At 63.4% G+C, this 18,866-nt stretch carries 13 protein-coding genes; all 13 read left to right on the top strand.

Features of this window, described 5'->3' with window-relative positions:
• Nucleotides 1–195: 195 nt before the first annotated feature.
• The 13 genes from dksA to DJ563_RS24755 all read left to right on the top strand — a co-directional run bounded on the left by dksA (nucleotide 196) and on the right by DJ563_RS24755 (nucleotide 18,834).
• On the top strand, nucleotides 196–642 hold the full coding sequence (gene dksA, locus DJ563_RS24815; RefSeq protein ID WP_274099173.1) for an RNA polymerase-binding protein DksA: 447 nt from the start codon (nucleotides 196–198) through the stop codon (nucleotides 640–642).
• Between the two features lie 63 nt (nucleotides 643–705).
• Nucleotides 706–1,593: a tRNA glutamyl-Q(34) synthetase GluQRS gene (gene gluQRS / locus DJ563_RS24810; RefSeq protein WP_274099174.1), complete on the top strand. Its 888-nt coding sequence runs from the start codon at nucleotides 706–708 to the stop codon at nucleotides 1,591–1,593.
• A gap of 301 nt (nucleotides 1,594–1,894) precedes the next feature.
• Nucleotides 1,895–2,071, top strand: coding sequence for a hypothetical protein (locus DJ563_RS24805; protein ID WP_003250005.1), 177 nt, complete (start codon nucleotides 1,895–1,897; stop codon nucleotides 2,069–2,071).
• Complete coding sequence (locus DJ563_RS24800; RefSeq protein WP_434518502.1) at nucleotides 2,055–5,030, top strand: sensor histidine kinase; 2,976 nt, start codon at nucleotides 2,055–2,057, stop codon at nucleotides 5,028–5,030. Before DJ563_RS24805 ends, DJ563_RS24800 begins: the two co-directional genes overlap by 17 nt.
• 4 nt (nucleotides 5,031–5,034) lie before the next feature.
• A complete protein-coding gene (locus DJ563_RS24795) occupies nucleotides 5,035–6,474 on the top strand; it encodes a sigma-54-dependent transcriptional regulator (protein ID WP_274099175.1) in 1,440 nt (479 codons plus the stop codon).
• 746 nt (nucleotides 6,475–7,220) lie between these two features.
• Nucleotides 7,221–8,609, top strand: a complete 1,389-nt coding sequence (locus DJ563_RS24790) for a polynucleotide adenylyltransferase PcnB (protein WP_033701566.1) — start codon at nucleotides 7,221–7,223, stop codon at nucleotides 8,607–8,609.
• Nucleotides 8,606–9,085: a 2-amino-4-hydroxy-6-hydroxymethyldihydropteridine diphosphokinase gene (gene folK, locus DJ563_RS24785; RefSeq protein WP_274100151.1), complete on the top strand. Its 480-nt coding sequence runs from the start codon at nucleotides 8,606–8,608 to the stop codon at nucleotides 9,083–9,085. Before DJ563_RS24790 ends, folK begins: the two co-directional genes overlap by 4 nt.
• A gap of 246 nt (nucleotides 9,086–9,331) precedes the next feature.
• A complete protein-coding gene (panB, locus tag DJ563_RS24780; protein ID WP_033701569.1) occupies nucleotides 9,332–10,132 on the top strand; it encodes a 3-methyl-2-oxobutanoate hydroxymethyltransferase in 801 nt (266 codons plus the stop codon).
• Nucleotides 10,129–10,992, top strand: coding sequence for a pantoate--beta-alanine ligase (panC, locus tag DJ563_RS24775; protein WP_033701570.1), 864 nt, complete (start codon nucleotides 10,129–10,131; stop codon nucleotides 10,990–10,992). Before panB ends, panC begins: the two co-directional genes overlap by 4 nt.
• A 196-nt stretch (nucleotides 10,993–11,188) precedes the next feature.
• Entirely contained in the window at nucleotides 11,189–12,853 is a 1,665-nt protein-coding gene (pgi, locus tag DJ563_RS24770) for a glucose-6-phosphate isomerase (RefSeq protein WP_033701571.1), read from the top strand.
• A 125-nt stretch (nucleotides 12,854–12,978) separates the two neighbouring features.
• Nucleotides 12,979–14,913, top strand: coding sequence for an acetate--CoA ligase (gene acs, locus DJ563_RS24765; RefSeq protein ID WP_274100150.1), 1,935 nt, complete (start codon nucleotides 12,979–12,981; stop codon nucleotides 14,911–14,913).
• 42 nt (nucleotides 14,914–14,955) lie between these two features.
• Nucleotides 14,956–15,825: an oxygenase MpaB family protein gene (locus tag DJ563_RS24760; RefSeq protein ID WP_033701574.1), complete on the top strand. Its 870-nt coding sequence runs from the start codon at nucleotides 14,956–14,958 to the stop codon at nucleotides 15,823–15,825.
• A gap of 78 nt (nucleotides 15,826–15,903) precedes the next feature.
• Nucleotides 15,904–18,834, top strand: a complete 2,931-nt coding sequence (locus tag DJ563_RS24755) for a DUF748 domain-containing protein (protein WP_434518501.1) — start codon at nucleotides 15,904–15,906, stop codon at nucleotides 18,832–18,834.
• Nucleotides 18,835–18,866 lie beyond the last annotated feature (32 nt).

Genomic DNA, 18,866 nt, shown 5'->3' with positions numbered 1-18,866 from the left:
GGGTCTAAACTGGAGATTCTACCTCTGCACACTACCGAACGTGTGGCTCGCGCCGCTGTCAATTATCTGGATCGGGCGGGGTAGCGCACCCCTGATCTATCTGGTAAGTTCGGCGGCTAGCAGTCGCAGGGCCGGTAGTTGCCGGAGATGGAGCAGCCTGCGCATTGGATCAGATGAGTAAGAGGCGGTCTATTCATGTCCACCCTAGAAAAGCAAAAATCGAATCAATCTCTTCATGGCGTCGATCCTTACGAGGTAAAAAAGGGTGAGGAGTACATGGGTAAACCCATGCGAGAGCACTTCACCAAAGTCCTCAACGCCTGGAAAAAAGACCTCATGGAGGGTGTCGATAAAACCGTCGACCACATGAAGGAAGAAGCGGCCAACTTCGCTGACCCTGCAGACCGTGCAAGCCAAGAAGAAGAGTTTGCGCTGGAACTGCGTAGCCGGGATCGCGAGCGCAAGCTGATCAAGAAGATTGATAAAACCCTGCAGTTGATCCAGGACGAAGAATACGGCTGGTGTGAATCCTGCGGCATCGAGATCGGCCTGCGCCGTCTGGAAGCCCGCCCTACCGCCGACCTGTGCTTCGACTGCAAGGAAATCGCGGAGAAAAAGGAAAAAACCGTCGGCAAAGGCTGACCCTTTTCCCATCCGAACGGGGCGCATCTTGCGCCCCGTTTCATTTTCAGACGCACGACAGCCATGAACGACTCCAGCTACATCGGGCGCTTCGCCCCTACCCCCAGTGGCTTTCTGCACTTCGGCTCGCTGGTCGCCGCCCTCGCCTCCTGGCTCGATGCCCGCGCCGTCAATGGCCGCTGGCTGCTGCGCATGGAAGACACCGACCCGCCCCGGGAAATGCCCGGCGCCCGCGATGCCATCCTGCAGACCCTGGAGCGCTACGGGCTGGCGTGGGACGGCGAGGTGGTGTTCCAGAGCCAGCGCCACGATGCCTACGCCGCCGTGGTCGATCGCCTGTTCAACCTGGGCCTGGCCTACGCCTGCACCTGTTCGCGCAAGCAGCTGGAGGGTTACAACGGCATCTACCCAGGCTTGTGCCGCAATGCCGGTCATGCCCGTGAAGGTGCGGCGATCCGCTTGCGCGTGCCAGAGCTGATCTACCGCTTTACCGACCGGGTACAGGGCGAGTACCAGCAACACCTCGGGCGTGAGGTGGGCGACTTCGTCATCCAGCGCCGCGACGGGCTGTATGCGTACCAACTGGCGGTGGTGCTGGACGATGCCTGGCAGGGTGTTACCGACATCGTGCGGGGCGCCGACCTGCTCGACAACACCCCACGGCAGCTGTACCTGCAGGAGTTGCTGGGCTTCTCACAGCCGCGCTACCTGCATATTCCGCTGATCGTGCAGCCGGATGGGCACAAGCTGGGCAAATCGTACCGCTCGCCACCCCTGCAGGCGGAGCATGCTACACCGCTGCTGTTGCGGGCATTGCGGGCGTTGGGGCAGGAAGCAGACCCCGATTTGCTGTTGGCTACGCCGGCTGAAGTGTTGGCGATAGCCCGCCAGCAGTGGCGGCCGGAGGCGATTGCGCAGCGGACCACAGTGCCTGAAGCTGATTTGCGCTGAGCCTCGGATCTGACCGGCCAATGCGGTCAGTGTAGGAGCGGCCTTGTGTCGCGAAGGGCTGCAAAGCAGCCCCGGCAATAGGTGCGGCAGAGCTGAAATCCTGGGGCCGCTACGCGCCCCATCGCGACACAAGGCCGCTCCTACAGGAATCGCGTGATGCTAAACACCGCGCATCTCACCGAAAACAAAAGCCCAATACTTTCAAAACCTTGGCTAACGCAATGGATTCCCGCTAGCATCCCCCCCGCCATTTGCGCCAATAATAAGTCCAAGCCCGCAGCGCCCAACCATCGAGGCCAGCATGTACATCTATCGTTTGGTCCTGCTTCTGGTCGTGGGGATCTACCTGTTCTCCCCGGCCATCATGGACTGGTGGATCGAACCAACCGGTGCCTGGTACCGCCCCTACCTGCTCTGGCTGATCCTGATCGTCGTCACCTTCATCCTGCAGAGCCAACGAGATGCCGATGAGCTTTAGCCTGACCCAGATGATCCTGATCAGCGCCGCGTACCTGATGGTACTGTTCGGCGTGGCCTGGATCAGCGAGCGCGGGCTGATTCCCCGTTCGATCATTCGCCACCCGCTGACCTACACCCTGTCGCTGGGCGTGTATGCCAGTGCCTGGGCCTTCTATGGCTCGGTGGGCCTGGCCTACCAGTACGGTTATGGCTTCCTGGCCTGCTACCTGGGGGTTTCCGGGGCCTTCCTGCTGGCGCCGGTGCTGCTCTACCCCATCCTCAAAATCACCCGCACCTATCAGCTATCGTCCCTGGCCGACCTGCTGGCGTTTCGCTTTCGCAGCACCTGGGCCGGCGCGCTGACCACCGTCATCATGCTGATCGGCGTATTGCCGTTGCTGGCCCTGCAGATCCAGGCGGTGGCCGATTCAATCAGCATCCTCACCGGCGAGCCGGTCAAGGCCAGGGTAGCCTTCGCCTTTTGTGCACTGATCACCCTGTTCACCATCTTCTTCGGCTCGCGGCACATCGCCACGCGCGAGAAGCACGAAGGGCTGGTGTTCGCCATTGCCTTCGAGTCGGTGATCAAACTGCTGGCCCTGGGCGGTATCGGGCTGTATGCCTTGTACGGTGTGTTCGGCGGCCCGCACGAGCTTGAAGTGTGGCTGCTGCAGAACCAGACCGCCCTGGCCGCGCTGCACACACCGCTGCAGGAAGGGCCATGGCGCACCCTGCTGCTGGTGTTCTTCGCCTCGGCCATCGTCATGCCGCACATGTACCACATGGCCTTTACCGAAAACCTCAACCCGCGCTCGCTGGTCAGTGCCAGCTGGGGCCTGCCGTTGTTCCTGCTGCTGATGAGCCTGGCCGTGCCGCTGGTGCTGTGGGCCGGCCTGCGCCTGGGCGCCAGCACCAACCCCGAGTACTTCACGCTGGGCCTTGGCATTGCTGCCAACAACGAGGCGCTGGCGCTGCTGGCGTATATAGGCGGCCTGTCAGCGGCCAGCGGGTTGATCATCGTCACCACCCTCGCGCTGTCGGGCATGGCCCTCAACCACCTGGTGCTGCCGCTGTACCAGCCGCCGGCCGAAGGCAACATCTACCGCTGGCTGAAATGGACCCGCCGCGCGCTGATCGTCGCCATCATCACCGCCGGCTTCATGTTCTACCTGACCCAGAACAACCACCAGAGCCTGGCCAACCTGGGCATCGTCGCGTTTGTCGCCACCTTGCAGTTCCTGCCGGGCGTGCTGTCGGTACTGTATTGGCCGACCGCCAACCGCCGCGGCTTCATCGCCGGCTTGCTGGCCGGCACCCTGGTGTGGATGGTGACCATGCTGCTGCCGCTGTTGGGCAACCTGCAGGGCTTCTACATCCCGTTGCTGGACATGATCTATGTGCTCGACGACACCAGCTGGCACATGGCGGCCATCGCCTCGCTGGCGGCCAACGTCTTGCTGTTTACTCTGATCTCGCTGTTCACCAACGCCAGCAGCGAAGAGGTCAGCGCCGCCGAAGCGTGCGCGGTGGACAACGTGCGGCGCCCGCAGCGCCGTGAGCTGCATGCCGCCTCGCCGCAGGAATTTGCCACCCAACTGGCCAAGCCATTGGGCGCCAAGGCCGCGCAGAAAGAAGTGGAACAAGCACTGCGCGACCTCTACCTGCCGTTCGACGAGCGCCGCCCCTACGCGTTGCGCCGCCTGCGCGACCGCATCGAGGCCAACCTCTCGGGCCTGATGGGCCCGAGCGTGGCCCAGGACATGGTCGAGACGTTCCTGCCCTACAAGTCCGGCAACGAAAACTACGTCACCGAAGACATCCACTTCATCGAAAGCCGCCTGGAAGACTACCACTCGCGCCTGACCGGCCTTGCCGCCGAGCTCGACGCCTTGCGCCGCTACCACCGCCAGACCCTGCAGGAACTGCCCATGGGCGTCTGCTCCCTGGCCAAGGACCAAGAGATCCTGATGTGGAACAAGGCCATGGAGGAGCTCACCGGCATCGCTGCCAAGCACGTGGTCGGGTCGCGCCTGATGACCATCGGCGAGCCGTGGCGCGGCCTGCTGCAAGGCTTCATCGACCTGCCCGACGAACACTTGCACAAGCAACGCCTGGCCCTCGACGGCCAGCCCCGTTGGCTGAACCTGCACAAGGCCGCCATCGACGAGCCACTGGCACCGGGTAACAGCGGCCTGGTGCTGCTGGTCGAAGACCTGACCGAAACCCAGGCCCTGGAAGACAAGCTGGTGCACTCCGAGCGCCTGGCCAGCATCGGCCGCCTGGCGGCGGGCGTGGCCCACGAAATCGGCAACCCGATCACCGGCATCGCTTGCCTGGCGCAGAACCTGCGCGAGGAACGCGAGGGCGATGGCGAGATCACCGAGCTGTCGAGCCAGATTCTTGAGCAGACCAAACGGGTCTCGCGCATTGTCCAGTCGTTGATGAGCTTCGCCCATGCCGGTGGCAGCCACCAGAACAGCGAAGAGCCGGTGTGCCTGGCCGAAGTGGCGCAGGATGCCATCGGCCTGCTGGCGTTGAACCGGCGCAACTTCGAAGTCCAGTTCTTCAACCTCTGCGACCCGGAACACTGGGCCGAAGGGGACCCCCAGCGCCTGGCCCAGGTGCTGATCAACCTGCTCTCCAATGCCCGCGACGCGTCGCCGCCCGGCAGTGCCGTGCGCGTGCGCAGCGAAATCAGCGAACACACCGTCGACCTGATCGTCGAAGACGAGGGCAGTGGCATCCCGAAGAACATCATGGACCGCCTGTTCGAACCCTTCTTCACCACCAAGGACCCGGGCGAAGGAACCGGACTGGGGCTCGCTCTGGTCTATTCCATCGTGGAAGAGCATTATGGGCAAATCACCATCGACAGCCCTGCCGATATCGAACGGCAACGTGGCACCCGGATCCGCGTGACCCTGCCCCGGCATGTCGTAGCGACGTCCCCTGAAATTCGAGACCGTCGAGAGAATTGAATCAATGCCGCATATTCTGATCGTCGAAGACGAAACCATCATCCGCTCGGCCTTGCGTCGCCTGCTCGAGCGGAACCAGTACCAAGTCAGCGAAGCCGGCTCGGTGCAGGAAGCCCAGGAACGCTTCAGCATTGCCACCTTCGACCTGATCGTCAGCGACCTGCGCCTGCCGGGCGCACCTGGCACCGAGCTGATCAAGCTCGGCCAGGGCACCCCGGTGCTGATCATGACCAGTTACGCCAGCCTGCGCTCGGCGGTGGATTCGATGAAAATGGGCGCGGTGGACTACATCGCCAAGCCCTTCGACCACGACGAGATGCTACAAGCTGTGGCGCGCATCCTCCGTGACCGGCCAAGCGCGCCCGCTGCCGCACCGGCTGCCGAGCCGCGCAGCAACGGCAAGGCCGCCGCTGCCGACAAGGGCAGCAATGCCTCGGCCAACGGCGAAATTGGCATCATCGGCTCGTGCCCGCCGATGCAGGACATGTACAGCAAGATCCGCAAGGTGGCGCCGACCGATTCCAATGTCCTGATCCAGGGCGAATCGGGCACCGGCAAGGAGCTGGTCGCCCGCGCCCTGCACAACCTGTCGCGGCGGGCCAAGGCACCGATGATCTCGGTGAACTGCGCGGCCATCCCCGAGACCCTGATCGAGTCCGAGTTGTTCGGCCACGAAAAAGGCGCCTTCACCGGCGCCAGCGCAGGGCGCGCCGGGCTGGTGGAAGCGGCGGACGGCGGCACCTTGTTCCTCGATGAAATCGGCGAATTGCCACTGGAAGCACAGGCTCGCCTGCTGCGCGTGCTGCAGGAAGGCGAAATCCGCCGGGTCGGCTCGGTGCAGTCGCAAAAGGTCGATGTACGCCTGATTGCCGCGACCCACCGCGACCTGAAAAACCTGGCCAAGGCCGGCCAGTTCCGTGAAGACCTTTATTACCGCCTGCACGTGATCGCCCTGAAACTGCCCGCCCTGCGTGAGCGCGGCAGCGACGTCAACGAGATTGCCAGCGCCTTCCTGGCCCGCCAGAGCGCACGCATCGGCCGTGATGACCTGCACTTCTCTGCCGACGCCGAACAGGCCATTCGTCATTACAGCTGGCCGGGTAACGTGCGTGAGCTGGAAAACGCCGTCGAGCGCGCGGTGATTCTCAGCGAGAGCGCAGAAATTTCCGCCGACCTGCTGGGCATCGACATCGAGCTGAGCGACCTGGAAGACGACGACCTGCTCGACAACGCCCTGGGCGGCGCCAGCGCTGGCAATGCCAGCCATGAGCCGACCGAGGACCTGTCACTGGAAGACTACTTCCAGCACTTCGTCCTGGAGCACCAGGACCACATGACCGAGACAGAGCTTGCCCGCAAGCTTGGCGTCAGCCGCAAATGCCTGTGGGAACGCCGTCAGCGCCTGGGCATCCCGCGGCGCAAGAGCAATGCCATCAGCGAGTAACTGATCGCGTGGGCAGGGGGTCCCTCCTGCCCTGACGCTTCTTTACTGGCCTGGTCGGCCAGCATGCACACCCCAGGTAACACATCAGTTACCGCAAAAATCTGTTACCCAACCTTTCAGACGTAACAGTTGCCGAGGTGTACGGTAACGAAACCCCGCCCTTTTCAGCCCGTCCGAATCCTGCGAAAACCTCCAAACCCTTGATTTCATTGGGTTTCGCAAAGTTGGCACGGCACCTGCTATATGCTTAGTACAAAAACAATAACAAGCACTGCAACTCAGAATAAGAACAAGACGAAACGGCTCACGCACAATAAAAACAAGACGGCGGAGGCGCAGCTAACTGATTCTTTTGGAGAGGATGCGTGTTTGGGGCTTGCCCCACGACCAGGCAGAGAACAACAAAAACTGCACTAAAAAGCAGCGCCTGAACTGGTTGGATCGACAGATCAACGTGACATCAGCGGCCAAAGCAATCCGTTTGCTCTTTACCCCTGGATTAGGGGTCGTCCACAAGCTTTGCGATTTGTGGACAGGGCACTCAACAAAAACAAGAAGCCCAGCAAAAAAATAATAAGAGCACGCAACGACTTCTTGGGGAGCTTAGGCTCCCCTTGTCGTTTCTCCCTTCTGGCAGTCATCCTGCTACCCGCCTACACCATTCCTTGAGTAAATGCTAGAATCCCCGCCCATCATGCGGCCATTCTCCTATTCTTGGCCGAACATTCCTTCAAACAGTGCATCCCATGCTGAAGAAGCTGTTCCAGTCGTTCCGCCCTCCCGTACCGGGCCAGCACCACCGGCGCACCACGCCCGAGGTGATCAACAAGAGCCAACACTCGCTGCAACGCCACCAGTTCAGCCGCCACGCGGTGAACATCGTCGAGCGCCTGCAGAGTGCGGGCTACCAGGCTTACCTGGTCGGTGGCTGTGTCCGCGACCTGATGCTGGGCATCACGCCCAAAGACTTCGACGTCGCCACCAGCGCCACGCCCGAACAGGTCCGTGCCGAGTTCCGTAACGCGCGCATCATTGGTCGCCGCTTCAAGCTGGTCCACGTGCATTTCGGCCGTGAGATCATCGAAGTCGCCACCTTCCGCGCCCACCACTCGGAAGACGACCAAGGTGATAACCACCGTTCGTCGCACAATGCCAGTGGCCGCATCCTGCGTGACAACGTGTACGGCACCCTGGAAGAAGACGCGCAACGCCGCGACTTCACCATCAATGCCCTCTACTACGACCCCGTCAGCGAGCGCATCCTCGATTACGCCAACGGCGTGCACGATGTGCGCAACCGCCTGTTGCGCCTGATCGGTGACCCAACCCACCGCTACCAGGAAGACCCGGTGCGCATGCTGCGTGCCGTGCGTTTCGCCGCCAAGCTCGACTTCGGCATCGAGAAGCACACGGTGCAGCCGATCCGCGAGTTGGCCCCGCTGCTGCGCGAGATCCCGCCTGCGCGCCTGTTCGAGGAAAGCCTCAAGCTGTTCCTCTCGGGCCAAGGTGCGATGGCCTTCGAAATGCTGGTCGACCTGCAGCTGTTCGAGCCGTTGTTCCCGGCCAGCGCGCAAGCCCTGGACGAACGCCCGAGCTACACCCACACCTTGATCAGCCAGGCGCTGACCAACACCGATCTGCGCGTCAAACAGGGCAAACCGGTCACGCCGGCCTTCCTCTTCGCCGCGCTGCTGTGGCCCGCCCTGCCGGCCCGTGTGCTGCACCTGCAAAACCAGGGTGTGCCACCGATCCCAGCCATGAACGGTGCGGCCCACGACCTGATCGCCGAACAGTGCGCACGCATTGCTATCCCGAAGCGTTTCACCCTGCCGATCCGCGAGATCTGGGACATGCAGGAACGCCTGCCACGTCGCAGCGGCAAGCGCGCCGACCAGTTGCTGGACAACCCGCGCTTCCGTGCCGGTTACGACTTCCTGCTGCTGCGTGAAAGCGCTGGCGAGGAAACCGATGACCTCGGCCAATGGTGGACTGACTACCAGGATGCCAACGACAGCCAGCGCCGCGACATGATCCGTGAGCTGGGCAGCCGCGACGAAGGTACCGGCGCCGGCCCGCGCAAGCGCAAACGCAGCCCCAGCAAGCGTAAACGCGGTGGCGACGAGGCGTTCGAGTGACAACGCGCGCCTACATCGGCCTGGGCAGCAACCTGGACGCGCCTGCAGAACAACTGCAAAACGCCTTCCAGGCGCTGGGCCAGGCCGAAGGCACCCGCCTGGTGGCGGCCTCGGGCCTGTTCACCAGCGACTCGCTGCTGCCTGGCCAGCCGCGCTACACCAACGCCGTGGCGGCGCTCGACACCTCGCTCGAGCCATTGGCCCTGCTCGACGCCCTGCAGGCCATCGAAAATGACCAGGGCCGCGTGCGCAAGGAGCGTTGGGGGCCTCGCACGCTCGACCTGGATATCCTGCTGTTCGGCGACCAGCTGATCGACGTGCCGCGCCTGCAGGTACCGCATTACCACATGCACGCCCGCGCCTTCGTGCTGTACCCCCTGGCCGAACTGGTGCCAGACGGCTTCTGCCTGCCCGATGGCCGCGAACTTGCCCAGCTCATCAGCGCCTGCCCGTTCGTCGGTCTCGAGCGCCTGTAATTCGGGCGCTCCAGGCGACGGTAACGCCAGTAACACCCTGTTCGTAACAATGCGGTAACAGGGTGATTGACTTCCCCCACCTCGCTCACGACTATAGGCGTCCCGTGTGGCACCCAAGTGCCGCATACCCGTATTTAGGCCCGGACGGACCTGCGAACATCACGCGCGATGATGTGCCGCTCCGGAAGATGACTACACGCGTTGTATGCAGTCGTTTTAACAGCGCCTGAACGAGGATTTTCCTACATGCCTGAAGTAACCCTGACCACCCTGCATGGCCTCAAGGCCAAGGGTGAAAAAATCACCATGCTGACCTGCTACGACGCGACCTTCGCCAAGGCCGCCAGCCAGGCCGGTGTCGAAGTGTTGCTGGTGGGCGACTCGCTGGGGATGGTCCTGCAAGGCCACGACAGCACACTGCCTGTGACCACGGCGGAAATGGCCTACCACACTGCCTGCGTCAAGCGTGGCAACGATGGCGCGCTGATTCTGGCCGACCTGCCGTTCATGGCGCACGCCACCCCCGAGCAGGCCTTCGCCAACTGCGCCACGCTGATGCAGGCCGGCGCCCACATGATCAAGCTCGAAGGCGCCGCCTGGCTGGCCGAGACCGTTCGCCTGCTGGCCGAGCGCGGTGTACCGGTGTGCGCGCACATGGGCCTGACGCCACAGACCGTCAACGTGCTGGGCGGTTACAAGGTGCAGGGCCGCCAGGAAGCCCAGGCGCGGCAGATGCGTGCCGACGCCATTGCCCTGGAACAAGCCGGCGCGGCCATGCTGCTGCTCGAATGCGTGCCAAGTGAACTGGCAGCGGAAATCACCCAGGCGGTGAGCATTCCGGTGATCGGCATCGGCGCCGGCAGCGCCACCGATGGCCAGGTGCTGGTGCTGCACGACATGCTTGGCCTGTCGCTGAGTGGCCGGGTACCGAAGTTCGTGAAGAACTTCATGGCCGGCCAGCCGGACATCGACAGCGCCCTCGCCGCCTACGTGAAGGCGGTCAAGGACGTCAGCTTCCCCGCCAGCGAACACGGGTTCAGCGCATGAACACTGTCAAGACCGTCCGCGAACTGCGCGCCGCCGTTGGCCGCGCCCGCGGCGAAGGCAAGCGCATCGCGTTCGTGCCGACCATGGGCAACCTGCACAGCGGCCATGCCGCCCTGGTGACCAAGGCCGCCCAGCGAGCCGATTTCGTGGTTGCCAGCATCTTCGTCAACCCGCTGCAGTTCGGCGTCAATGAAGACCTCGACGCCTACCCGCGCACCCTGGCTGCCGACCAGGAGCGCTTGCTCCAGGCGGGCTGCAACCTGCTGTTTGCCCCGACTGTCGACGAGATGTACCCCGACGGCATGAGCGTGCAAACCCGGGTAAGCGTGCCCCAGCTCTCCGAAGGCCTGTGCGGCGCCAGCCGGCCAGGGCATTTCGAAGGTGTGGCGACGGTGGTCAGCAAGCTGTTCAACATGGTCCAGCCGGACCTCGCCGTGTTCGGCGAGAAGGACTTCCAGCAGTTGGCCGTGATCCGCGCCATGGTGCGCGACCTGAACATGCCCATCCAGATCATCGGTGAGCCGACCGTGCGCGCCGAGGACGGCCTGGCGCTGTCGTCGCGCAATGGTTACCTCACGCCCGAGCAACGTGTTACCGCGCCTGCGCTGTACCGCACCCTGCAGCACATCGGGGCGGCGCTTGGCCGTGGCCAGCGTGATTTTGCGGCACTGGCCGCAGAAGGGCTGGCGCAACTGACCGCTGCGGGTTTGCGCCCGGACTACCTGGAAATTCGCCATGCCGTGAGCCTGCGCCCGGCGCTGATCGATGATCGGGACCTGGTGGTGATCGCAGCGGCTTACCTGGGTAACACCCGGTTGATCGACAACCTGTACCTGCACGTGGAAGACAAGACCGCCTGATCATGCGGTTTTCCGGGGGCGCTTTGCGCCCCTTTCGCGGCGCAAGGCCGCCCCTGCAACATACCGTGCAGACGCCCCGCGATATCCCGTCACGCCCCCCATTCCCCCCGCGCCGCCAATGCCTATAATGACTGCCTGCAACTGACAGCCAAGGCCAATGTCCAAGGCCTCACAACGCACCAAGGAACCCTCCGCAATGGCGTATTACCGTACACCCCATGATGTGACGGCCCTGCCCGCATGGCAGGCGCTCCAGCAACACCGCGACGCCATGCAAGACTTCAGCATGCGTGACGCCTTCGCCGCCGACCCCAAGCGCTTTGACCAGTTCTCGCTGAGCTGCTGCGGCTTGTTTCTCGACTACTCGAAAAACCTGATCAACGAACAAAGCCGTGACCTGCTGGTGAACCTGGCCAAAGAAGTCGGCCTGCAAGATGCCATCAAGTCGATGTTCAACGGCGAGATCATCAACGCCTCCGAAGGCCGCCCGGTGTTGCACACCGCCCTGCGCCGCCCGGTTGGCGACAAGCTCAGCGTCAACGGCGTCAACGTGATGCCCGAGGTGCACAAGGTGCTCAACCAGATCACCGAATTGGTGGGGCGCATCCACGATGGCCTGTGGCGCGGTTACAGCGAAAAACCGATCACCGACGTGGTCAACATCGGCATCGGCGGCTCGTTCCTTGGCCCCGAGCTGGTCTCCGAGGCACTGCTGCCCTACGCGCAACGTGGCGTGCGCTGCCACTACCTGGCGAACATCGATGGCAGCGAGTTCCACGAACTGTCGGCCAACCTGCGCGCCGAAACCACCCTGTTCATCGTTTCGTCGAAGTCGTTCAACACCCTCGAAACACTGAAGAACGCCATGGCCGCGCGTACCTGGTACCTGGCCCAGGGCGGTTCGGAAGCCGAGCTGTATCGCCACTTCATCGCGGTTTCCAGCAACAAGGCCGCCGCCGTGGCCTTCGGCATTCGCGAAGAGAACATCTTCCCGATGTGGGACTGGGTGGGTGGGCGCTATTCGCTGTGGTCGGCCATCGGCCTGCCGATCGCCCTGGCCATCGGCACCGCCAACTTCAAGGAGCTGCTGTCTGGCGCCTACACCATGGACCAGCACTTCCAGACCGCGCCGTTCGAACAGAACATGCCAGTGCTGCTGGCCCTGTTGGGCGTGTGGTATGGCAACTTCTGGGGCGCGCGCAGCCATGCGATCCTGCCGTATGACCACTACCTGCGTAACATCACCAAGCACTTGCAACAGCTGGACATGGAGTCCAATGGCAAGAGCGTGCTGCAGGACGGCACACCGGTGAACACCGACACCGGCCCGGTAATCTGGGGCGGCGTTGGCTGCAACGGCCAGCATGCCTACCACCAGTTGCTGCACCAGGGTACCCAGCTGATTCCGGCCGACTTCATCGTGCCGGTGGTGAGCTTCAACCCGGTTGCCGACCACCACCAGTGGCTGTACGCCAACTGCCTGTCGCAGAGCCAGGCGCTGATGCTCGGCAAGACCCGTGACGAAGCCGAGACCGAACTGCGCGGCAAAGGCCTGAACGAAGCAGACATCGAGAAGCTGGCGCCACACAAGGTGATCCCGGGCAACCGCCCGAGCAACACCCTGGTGGTCGAGCGCATCAGCCCGCGCCGCCTGGGCGCACTGGTGGCGATGTATGAGCACAAGGTCTTCGTGCAGAGCGTGATCTGGGGCATCAATGCCTTCGACCAGTGGGGCGTGGAGCTGGGCAAGGAGCTGGGCAAAGGTGTCTACCAGCGCCTTGTAGGCAGCCTGGAAGACAGCGCCGAAGACGGTTCGACCCAGGGCCTGATCAACTACTTCCGCGGCCGTCACCGCGGTTGATGCAGAAGGGCTCACCGCCAAGGTGGGCCCTTCGTCTTTCATGCCCAGGCGAACCCAGCCTGGCTACACTTGTCCATCGAATAGCCGTTGCAGTCCATCGCCCCGACAAGAGCAGGACAACCGCCATGTTCGATATACGCGACTACCCCCAGGCCCTGGCCGTCAGCCAATCGGCCACCCTCAGTGACGAAGAGTATCGCCGCCTCTACCAGCAATCGGTCGACGACCCCGATACGTTCTGGGCCGAGCAGGCCAAGCGCCTGGACTGGGTCAAGCCCTGGTCGAGCGTGCAGCAATGCGACCTGAAAACCGGCAAGGCCCGTTGGTTCGACGGCGGCCAGCTGAACGTCAGTTACAACTGCATCGACCGCCACCTGGCCACGCGCGGCGAACAGACCGCCTTGCTCTGGGAAGGCGACGACCCTAACGACGCCAAAGCCATCAGCTACCGCGAATTGCACCGCCAGGTCTGCCGCCTGGCCAATGCCCTGAAAGCGCGCGGGGTGAAAAAAGGCGACCGGGTCTGCATCTACATGCCGATGATCCCTGAAGCGGCCTTTGCCATGCTCGCCTGCACGCGGCTGGGCGCCGTGCACTCAGTGGTGTTTGGGGGCTTCTCGCCCGATGCCCTGCGCGATCGCATCCTCGATGCCGATTGCCGCACCGTGATCACCGCCGATGAAGGCGTGCGCGGGGGCAAGCGCATCCCGCTGAAGCTGAACGTCGACAAGGCTCTGGCCAACTGCCCCGATGTCAGCAGCGTATTCGTCGTGCGCCGCACCGGTGGCGACATCGCCTGGGATGAACGCCGCGACCTCTGGTATCACCAGGCAACCGAGCAGGCGGGTGACGACTGCCCGCCCGAACCCATGGGCGCAGAAGACCCGCTGTTCATCCTCTACACCTCCGGCAGCACCGGCAAACCCAAAGGCGTGTTGCATACCACCGCAGGCTACCTGCTGCAGGCCACACTCACTTTCAAGGTGGTGTTCGACTACCGCGAGGGTGAGGTGTTCTGGTGCACGGCGGACGTGGGCTGGGTCACCGGCCACAGCTACATCGTCTATGGCCCGCTGGCCAATGGTGCGATTTCACTGATGTTCGAAGGCGTGCCCAATTACCCGGACACATCGCGCTTCTGGCAGGTGGTGGACAAGCACCAGGTGAACATCTTCTACACCGCGCCCACGGCCTTGCGCGCCCTCATGCGCGAAGGCTCCGGCCCGCTGCAGAGCACCTCGCGCCAGAGCCTGCGCCTGCTCGGCAGCGTTGGCGAGCCGATCAACCCGGAAGCGTGGGAATGGTATTTCGAAGAAGTCGGGCGCAAGCGCTGCCCGATCGTCGATACCTGGTGGCAGACCGAAACCGGCGGCATCATGCTCACCCCGTTGCCCAGCACCCAGCGGCTCAAGCCCGGCTGCGCCAGCCAGCCCATGTTCGGTGTGCAGCCAGTGCTGCTGGACGAAAAAGGCGCACTCATCGAAGGCCCCGGCGCCGGCCTGCTGGCCATCAAGGCCAGTTGGCCCGGGCAGATTCGCAGCGTCTATGGCGACCATCAGCGCATGGTCGAAACCTACTTCAAGCCCCTGCCCGGCTACTACTTCACCGGTGACGGCGCACGCCGCGATGCCGATGGCGACTACTGGATAACCGGGCGCATTGACGACGTGATCAACGTGTCCGGCCACCGCATCGGCACGGCCGAGGTGGAAAGCGCGCTGGTCCTGCATGACAGCGTCGCCGAAGCGGCAGTGGTCGGCTACCCCCATGACCTCAAGGGCCAGGGGGTGTACGCCTTTGTCACGACCATGAACGGCGTGGACCCCGACGACGCGCTCAAGGCCGAACTGCTGGCCCTGGTCAGCAAGGAAATCGGCAGCTTCGCCAAACCGGAACTGATCCAATGGGCGCCGGCGCTGCCCAAAACCCGCTCGGGCAAGATCATGCGGCGTATACTGCGCAAGATCGCCTGCAACGAGCTGGAAAACCTCGGCGATACCTCGACCCTGGCCGACCCGAGCGTGGTCCAGGGGTTGATCGACAAACGCCTCAACCAATAGCCGGCGGCACATGTTCATGGCCGCCCTGAACGACAGGTCGCCATGGAAGCCCTTCGCCGCCGCATCGAAACCCAGGTCATGAGCCTTACCGGGCTGGCCCTCGGCCAGCTCGACCTGGAATCGCCCAAGGGCGACCCTGGCCTGTTTGGCCCGCAAAGCATCAGTTGGCAGGTACACGGTGACTTCCCGAGCATGCTGGTCGGCGGCATCAGTGCCCTTATGCTGCAACTGCTGCACCCGCTGGCCCTGGCCGGAGTGTGGGACCACTCGAACTTTCGCCAGGACCTGCTCGGCCGTTTGCGCCGCACCAGCCAGTTCATTTCCGGCACCACCTTTGGCTCGACCCGCGACGCCGACTGGCTGATCGAAAAGGTCCGCACCATTCACCTGCAAGTCACCGGTACCGCGCCGGATGGCCGCCCCTATGCGGCCAGCGACCCGGGCTTGCTGACCTGGGTGCACGTCGCCGAGGTGAGCAGTTTTCTCGCCGCCCACCTGCGTTACCGCAACCCGCACCTGCCGCGTGCCGAGCAGGATGCCTACTACAACGAGATTGCCCTGATCGCCGAACGCCTTGGCGCCCGTGATGTGCCGCGCTCCTGCCAGCAAGTCGAAGACTACCTGCGGCAGATGCGCCCGCAGTTGCAGAGCGATGCGCGCAGCTTCGAGGTGGTCGACATCCTGCTTGCCGCACCGGCCCCCAGCCGCCTGGCGCAACCTGTCGGCAAGCTGATGCTTAACGCGGGCATCGACCTGCTGCCCGATTGGGCCCAGGCCATGCTCGGCCTGCAACAAGGTCCCTTGCAGCGCCGCATGATCCGCCTTGGCCTGCAACGCACGGCGCCGGTACTGCGCTGGGCCATGCGCGACGGCTCGGCGCATCGGGCAAAGCGCCGCATGGGCATCGAATGAGGCGAAATGGTCGCCTCAGCGGAACTGATTTAACGTGCCATACTCCAAGCACTCCTGCTTAGACAGACGAAGCGACACATGTACAAAGGATTGACTCGCGCCCTCGGCGCCATGCTGGCCCTCGTAGCCCTCTATAGCCTGCTCGGCTTCCTCATTCTTCCCGGTGTCGCCCTGCGCATCGCCAACCAGCAGTTGGCGCACTATGCCAGCGTGCCGGCGCACCTGCAGCGCATCGAGCTGAACCCCTTCAGCCTCGAACTGACGCTGTGGGGCTTGCAGATCGGCGAGCCTGGCAAGGAACAAGTCGGTTTCGAGCGGCTGTACGCCAACCTCTCGCTCGACAGCCTGTGGAGCGGTGCCCTGCACCTGACCGCAGTGGAACTCGACAAACCGCGCAATGAAGTGCTGTTCGCCAAAGACGGTACGCTCAACCTCACCCAGTTGTTCACGTTGCCCGCCAGTGAGGCCAAGCCGGACCAGCCGCCCAGCGACCCGTTCCCGCTTCGCATCGGCAGCATCAAGCTCACCGAAGGTTACCTGCACTTCGAGGATCAACGCCCGAGCGAGCCGATCGAATTCCTCTACGACAACATGAACCTGGAGCTGAAAAACCTCAGCACCCTGCCGGACGACAATGCCGACATGACGCTGGTGGCCAACGGCCCCAACGGTGGGCGCATCGACTGGAAAGGCACCCTTGGCCTGTCGCCGATCGCCTCCGAAGGCACGCTGAAGATCACCGACGGCAAGATGAAACTGTTCTGGCCGTATGTGCGTGATGCCGTGCCGCTGGTGCTCGAAGACGGTGTGATCAGCCTCGATACCCACTACAAGCTCAACCTGTCCAAGCAGACCGAGCTGTTGCTGGACAACACCTCGGTACGCATCGCGCCTTTCGCCATCAAGGCGCCAGATGGGCGCAAACTCGCGCGTCTGGCCAGCCTGGAGGTGAGTGAAACCTCCATCGACCTGGCCAAGCAACAGGTGATCGTCGGCAAGATTCGTAGCGAAAAACTCGAAACCTGGGCTGCGCTGGAAAAAGACGGCCAACTCGATTGGCAGAAGCTGTTCGCCAGCCAACCGGCCAAGCCCACCCCCAAGGAAAAGGCCGAACCCGCCGCTGCCGAGCCTGCGCCCGATGCGCAAGCCGCCAACACGCCAAGCAAGCCCTGGCAGGTGCTGCTCAAGGACGTGCAGCTGCGCAACTACAGCGTGCACCTGGCAGACCGCAGCCAGAAGGAACCCGTGGCCCTGGACGTCGGCCCGCTGAATGTCGACCTGCAAGGCTTCGACAGCCTCAACCAGACGCCTTTCACGCTCAAGCTCGATACGGGTGTGGGCAAGCAAGGCAAGCTGCAGGCTGCTGGCCAGGTCAACCTGGCGCCGGTCTGGGCCAAGCTGGATGTCAGCACACGTGACATCGACCTGCGTGTGGCCCAGGCCTACATCAGCCCGTTCATCCTCCTGGAGCTTCGCAGCGGCATGCTCGCCAGCGACCTGAAGGTCGACTTGAAAAGTACCGAGCCACTGGCCTTCAACGTCGCCGGCAAGGCCCAGGTCAACCAGCTGCATACGCTCGACACCATCAAGGGCCGCGACTTCGTGAAGTGGCAGCAAGTGAACGTCGACGGCCTGTCGTATGTGCACGGTGATGCCTTGTCGATCGACAAGGTGACCCTGCTGCAGCCTTATGCGCGCTTCATCATCAACGAAGACCGCACCACCAACATCAACGACCTGCTGATCCCGCAACCGGCCGACGCGCCGGCCTCCAAGGCTGCCAAACCGGCCAGCAACGACAAGCCGTTGGGCATACACATCGGCCAGATCGACATCAACGACGGCTCGGCCAACTTCGCCGACCTGTCCCTCACGCCCAACTTCGCCACGGCCGTGCAACAGCTCAACGGCCAGGTCGGCACGATCGACAACCGTAAGCCGAACCCGGCCAAGGTGGACATCAAGGGCAAGGTCGACCGCTATGCGCCGGTTACCATCAAGGGTGCGCTCAACCCGTTCAACCCGCTGGCCAGCCTGGATATCGCCACCAGCTTCAAGCGGGTCGAACTGACCACGCTGACGCCCTACTCCGGCAAGTTCGCAGGCTTCCGTATCCGCAAGGGCCGGCTCAACCTCGACCTGCACTACCTGATCACCAACGGCCAGCTCAAGGCCGAGAACAAGGTGGTGGTCGAGCAATTGCAGCTGGGCGAAAAGGTCGACAGCCCGGATGCCGTGGACCTGCCGATCCGCCTGGCGGTGGCACTGCTCAAGGATACCGAAGGCAAGATCTCCATCGAGTTGCCGGTGACGGGTGACCTCAACAACCCGCAGTTCAGCGTCATGCCGATTGTCTGGCAAACCCTGCGCAACCTGGTGTTGCGCGCGGCCCAGGCACCGTTCAAGTTCATTGGCGGGCTGATTGCTGGCGGGGGCTCGGAAGACCTTGGCAACGTGTCGTTCACCCCAGGCTCGAGTGAACTCAGTGGCGACGCCCAGTCGTCGCTGGACAAACTGGCCTCGGCCCTCAAGGAGCGCCCGGAGCTGCGCCTGGAAATCGAAGGCACCAGCGCGCAGACCAGCGACGGCCCGTTGATCGCCCAGCAGCGCCTGGACCGCGAGTACCAGGCCACCTGGTACAAGATCCTGCAGCGTCGTGGCGACAAGGTGCCTGCCAATGCCTCGATGCTGGTGATCGACGACAGCGACAAACCGGCGATGCTCGAAGGCATCTACCGCAATCGCCTGAAGCAGCAACCACCGGCTGAGTGGGAACAACTGGGGCGCGACGAGCGCACCGCCAAGCTGCGTGAAGCGGTGATCAAGTCCTGGGCCGAGAGCGCCCCCTTGCTGCGTACGCTCGGCCAGGAGCGGGCCAGCAGCATCAAGGACTACCTGGTGGACAAGGGCAAGCTGGAAGACGACCGGGTGTACTTCATCGATACCACCCTGGGTCAGGCTGAGAAGGATGGCCGGGTGATCACCCCGATGCACCTGGATGCAGAGTGATCAACCCGGGCCGCTTCGCGGGCTTGCCCCGC

Origin of the sequence: Pseudomonas sp. NFX1 (assembly GCF_051123555.1) — a bacterium.
GTDB classification, from domain to species: Bacteria; Pseudomonadota; Gammaproteobacteria; order Pseudomonadales; family Pseudomonadaceae; genus Aquipseudomonas; species Aquipseudomonas capeferrum.
Note: the sequence above shows the minus strand (reverse complement) of the source record. Positions and strands in the feature narration are given on the sequence as shown.

What these genes read in the sequence shown, in the direction of transcription:
- DJ563_RS24760 (WP_033701574.1), top strand. Translation starts at nt 14,956, where the DNA reads ATGGAAGCCCTTCGCCGCCGCATCGAAACCCAGGTCATGAGCCTTACC.
- pgi (WP_033701571.1), top strand. Translation starts at nt 11,189, where the DNA reads ATGGCGTATTACCGTACACCCCATGATGTGACGGCCCTGCCCGCATGG.
- DJ563_RS24790 (WP_033701566.1), top strand. Translation starts at nt 7,221, where the DNA reads ATGCTGAAGAAGCTGTTCCAGTCGTTCCGCCCTCCCGTACCGGGCCAG.
- gluQRS (WP_274099174.1), top strand. Translation starts at nt 706, where the DNA reads ATGAACGACTCCAGCTACATCGGGCGCTTCGCCCCTACCCCCAGTGGC.
- DJ563_RS24795 (WP_274099175.1), top strand. Translation starts at nt 5,035, where the DNA reads ATGCCGCATATTCTGATCGTCGAAGACGAAACCATCATCCGCTCGGCC.
- DJ563_RS24755 (WP_434518501.1), top strand. Translation starts at nt 15,904, where the DNA reads ATGTACAAAGGATTGACTCGCGCCCTCGGCGCCATGCTGGCCCTCGTA.
- panB (WP_033701569.1), top strand. Translation starts at nt 9,332, where the DNA reads ATGCCTGAAGTAACCCTGACCACCCTGCATGGCCTCAAGGCCAAGGGT.
- dksA (WP_274099173.1), top strand. Translation starts at nt 196, where the DNA reads ATGTCCACCCTAGAAAAGCAAAAATCGAATCAATCTCTTCATGGCGTC.
- DJ563_RS24800 (WP_434518502.1), top strand. Translation starts at nt 2,055, where the DNA reads ATGCCGATGAGCTTTAGCCTGACCCAGATGATCCTGATCAGCGCCGCG.
- DJ563_RS24805 (WP_003250005.1), top strand. Translation starts at nt 1,895, where the DNA reads ATGTACATCTATCGTTTGGTCCTGCTTCTGGTCGTGGGGATCTACCTG.
- acs (WP_274100150.1), top strand. Translation starts at nt 12,979, where the DNA reads ATGTTCGATATACGCGACTACCCCCAGGCCCTGGCCGTCAGCCAATCG.
- panC (WP_033701570.1), top strand. Translation starts at nt 10,129, where the DNA reads ATGAACACTGTCAAGACCGTCCGCGAACTGCGCGCCGCCGTTGGCCGC.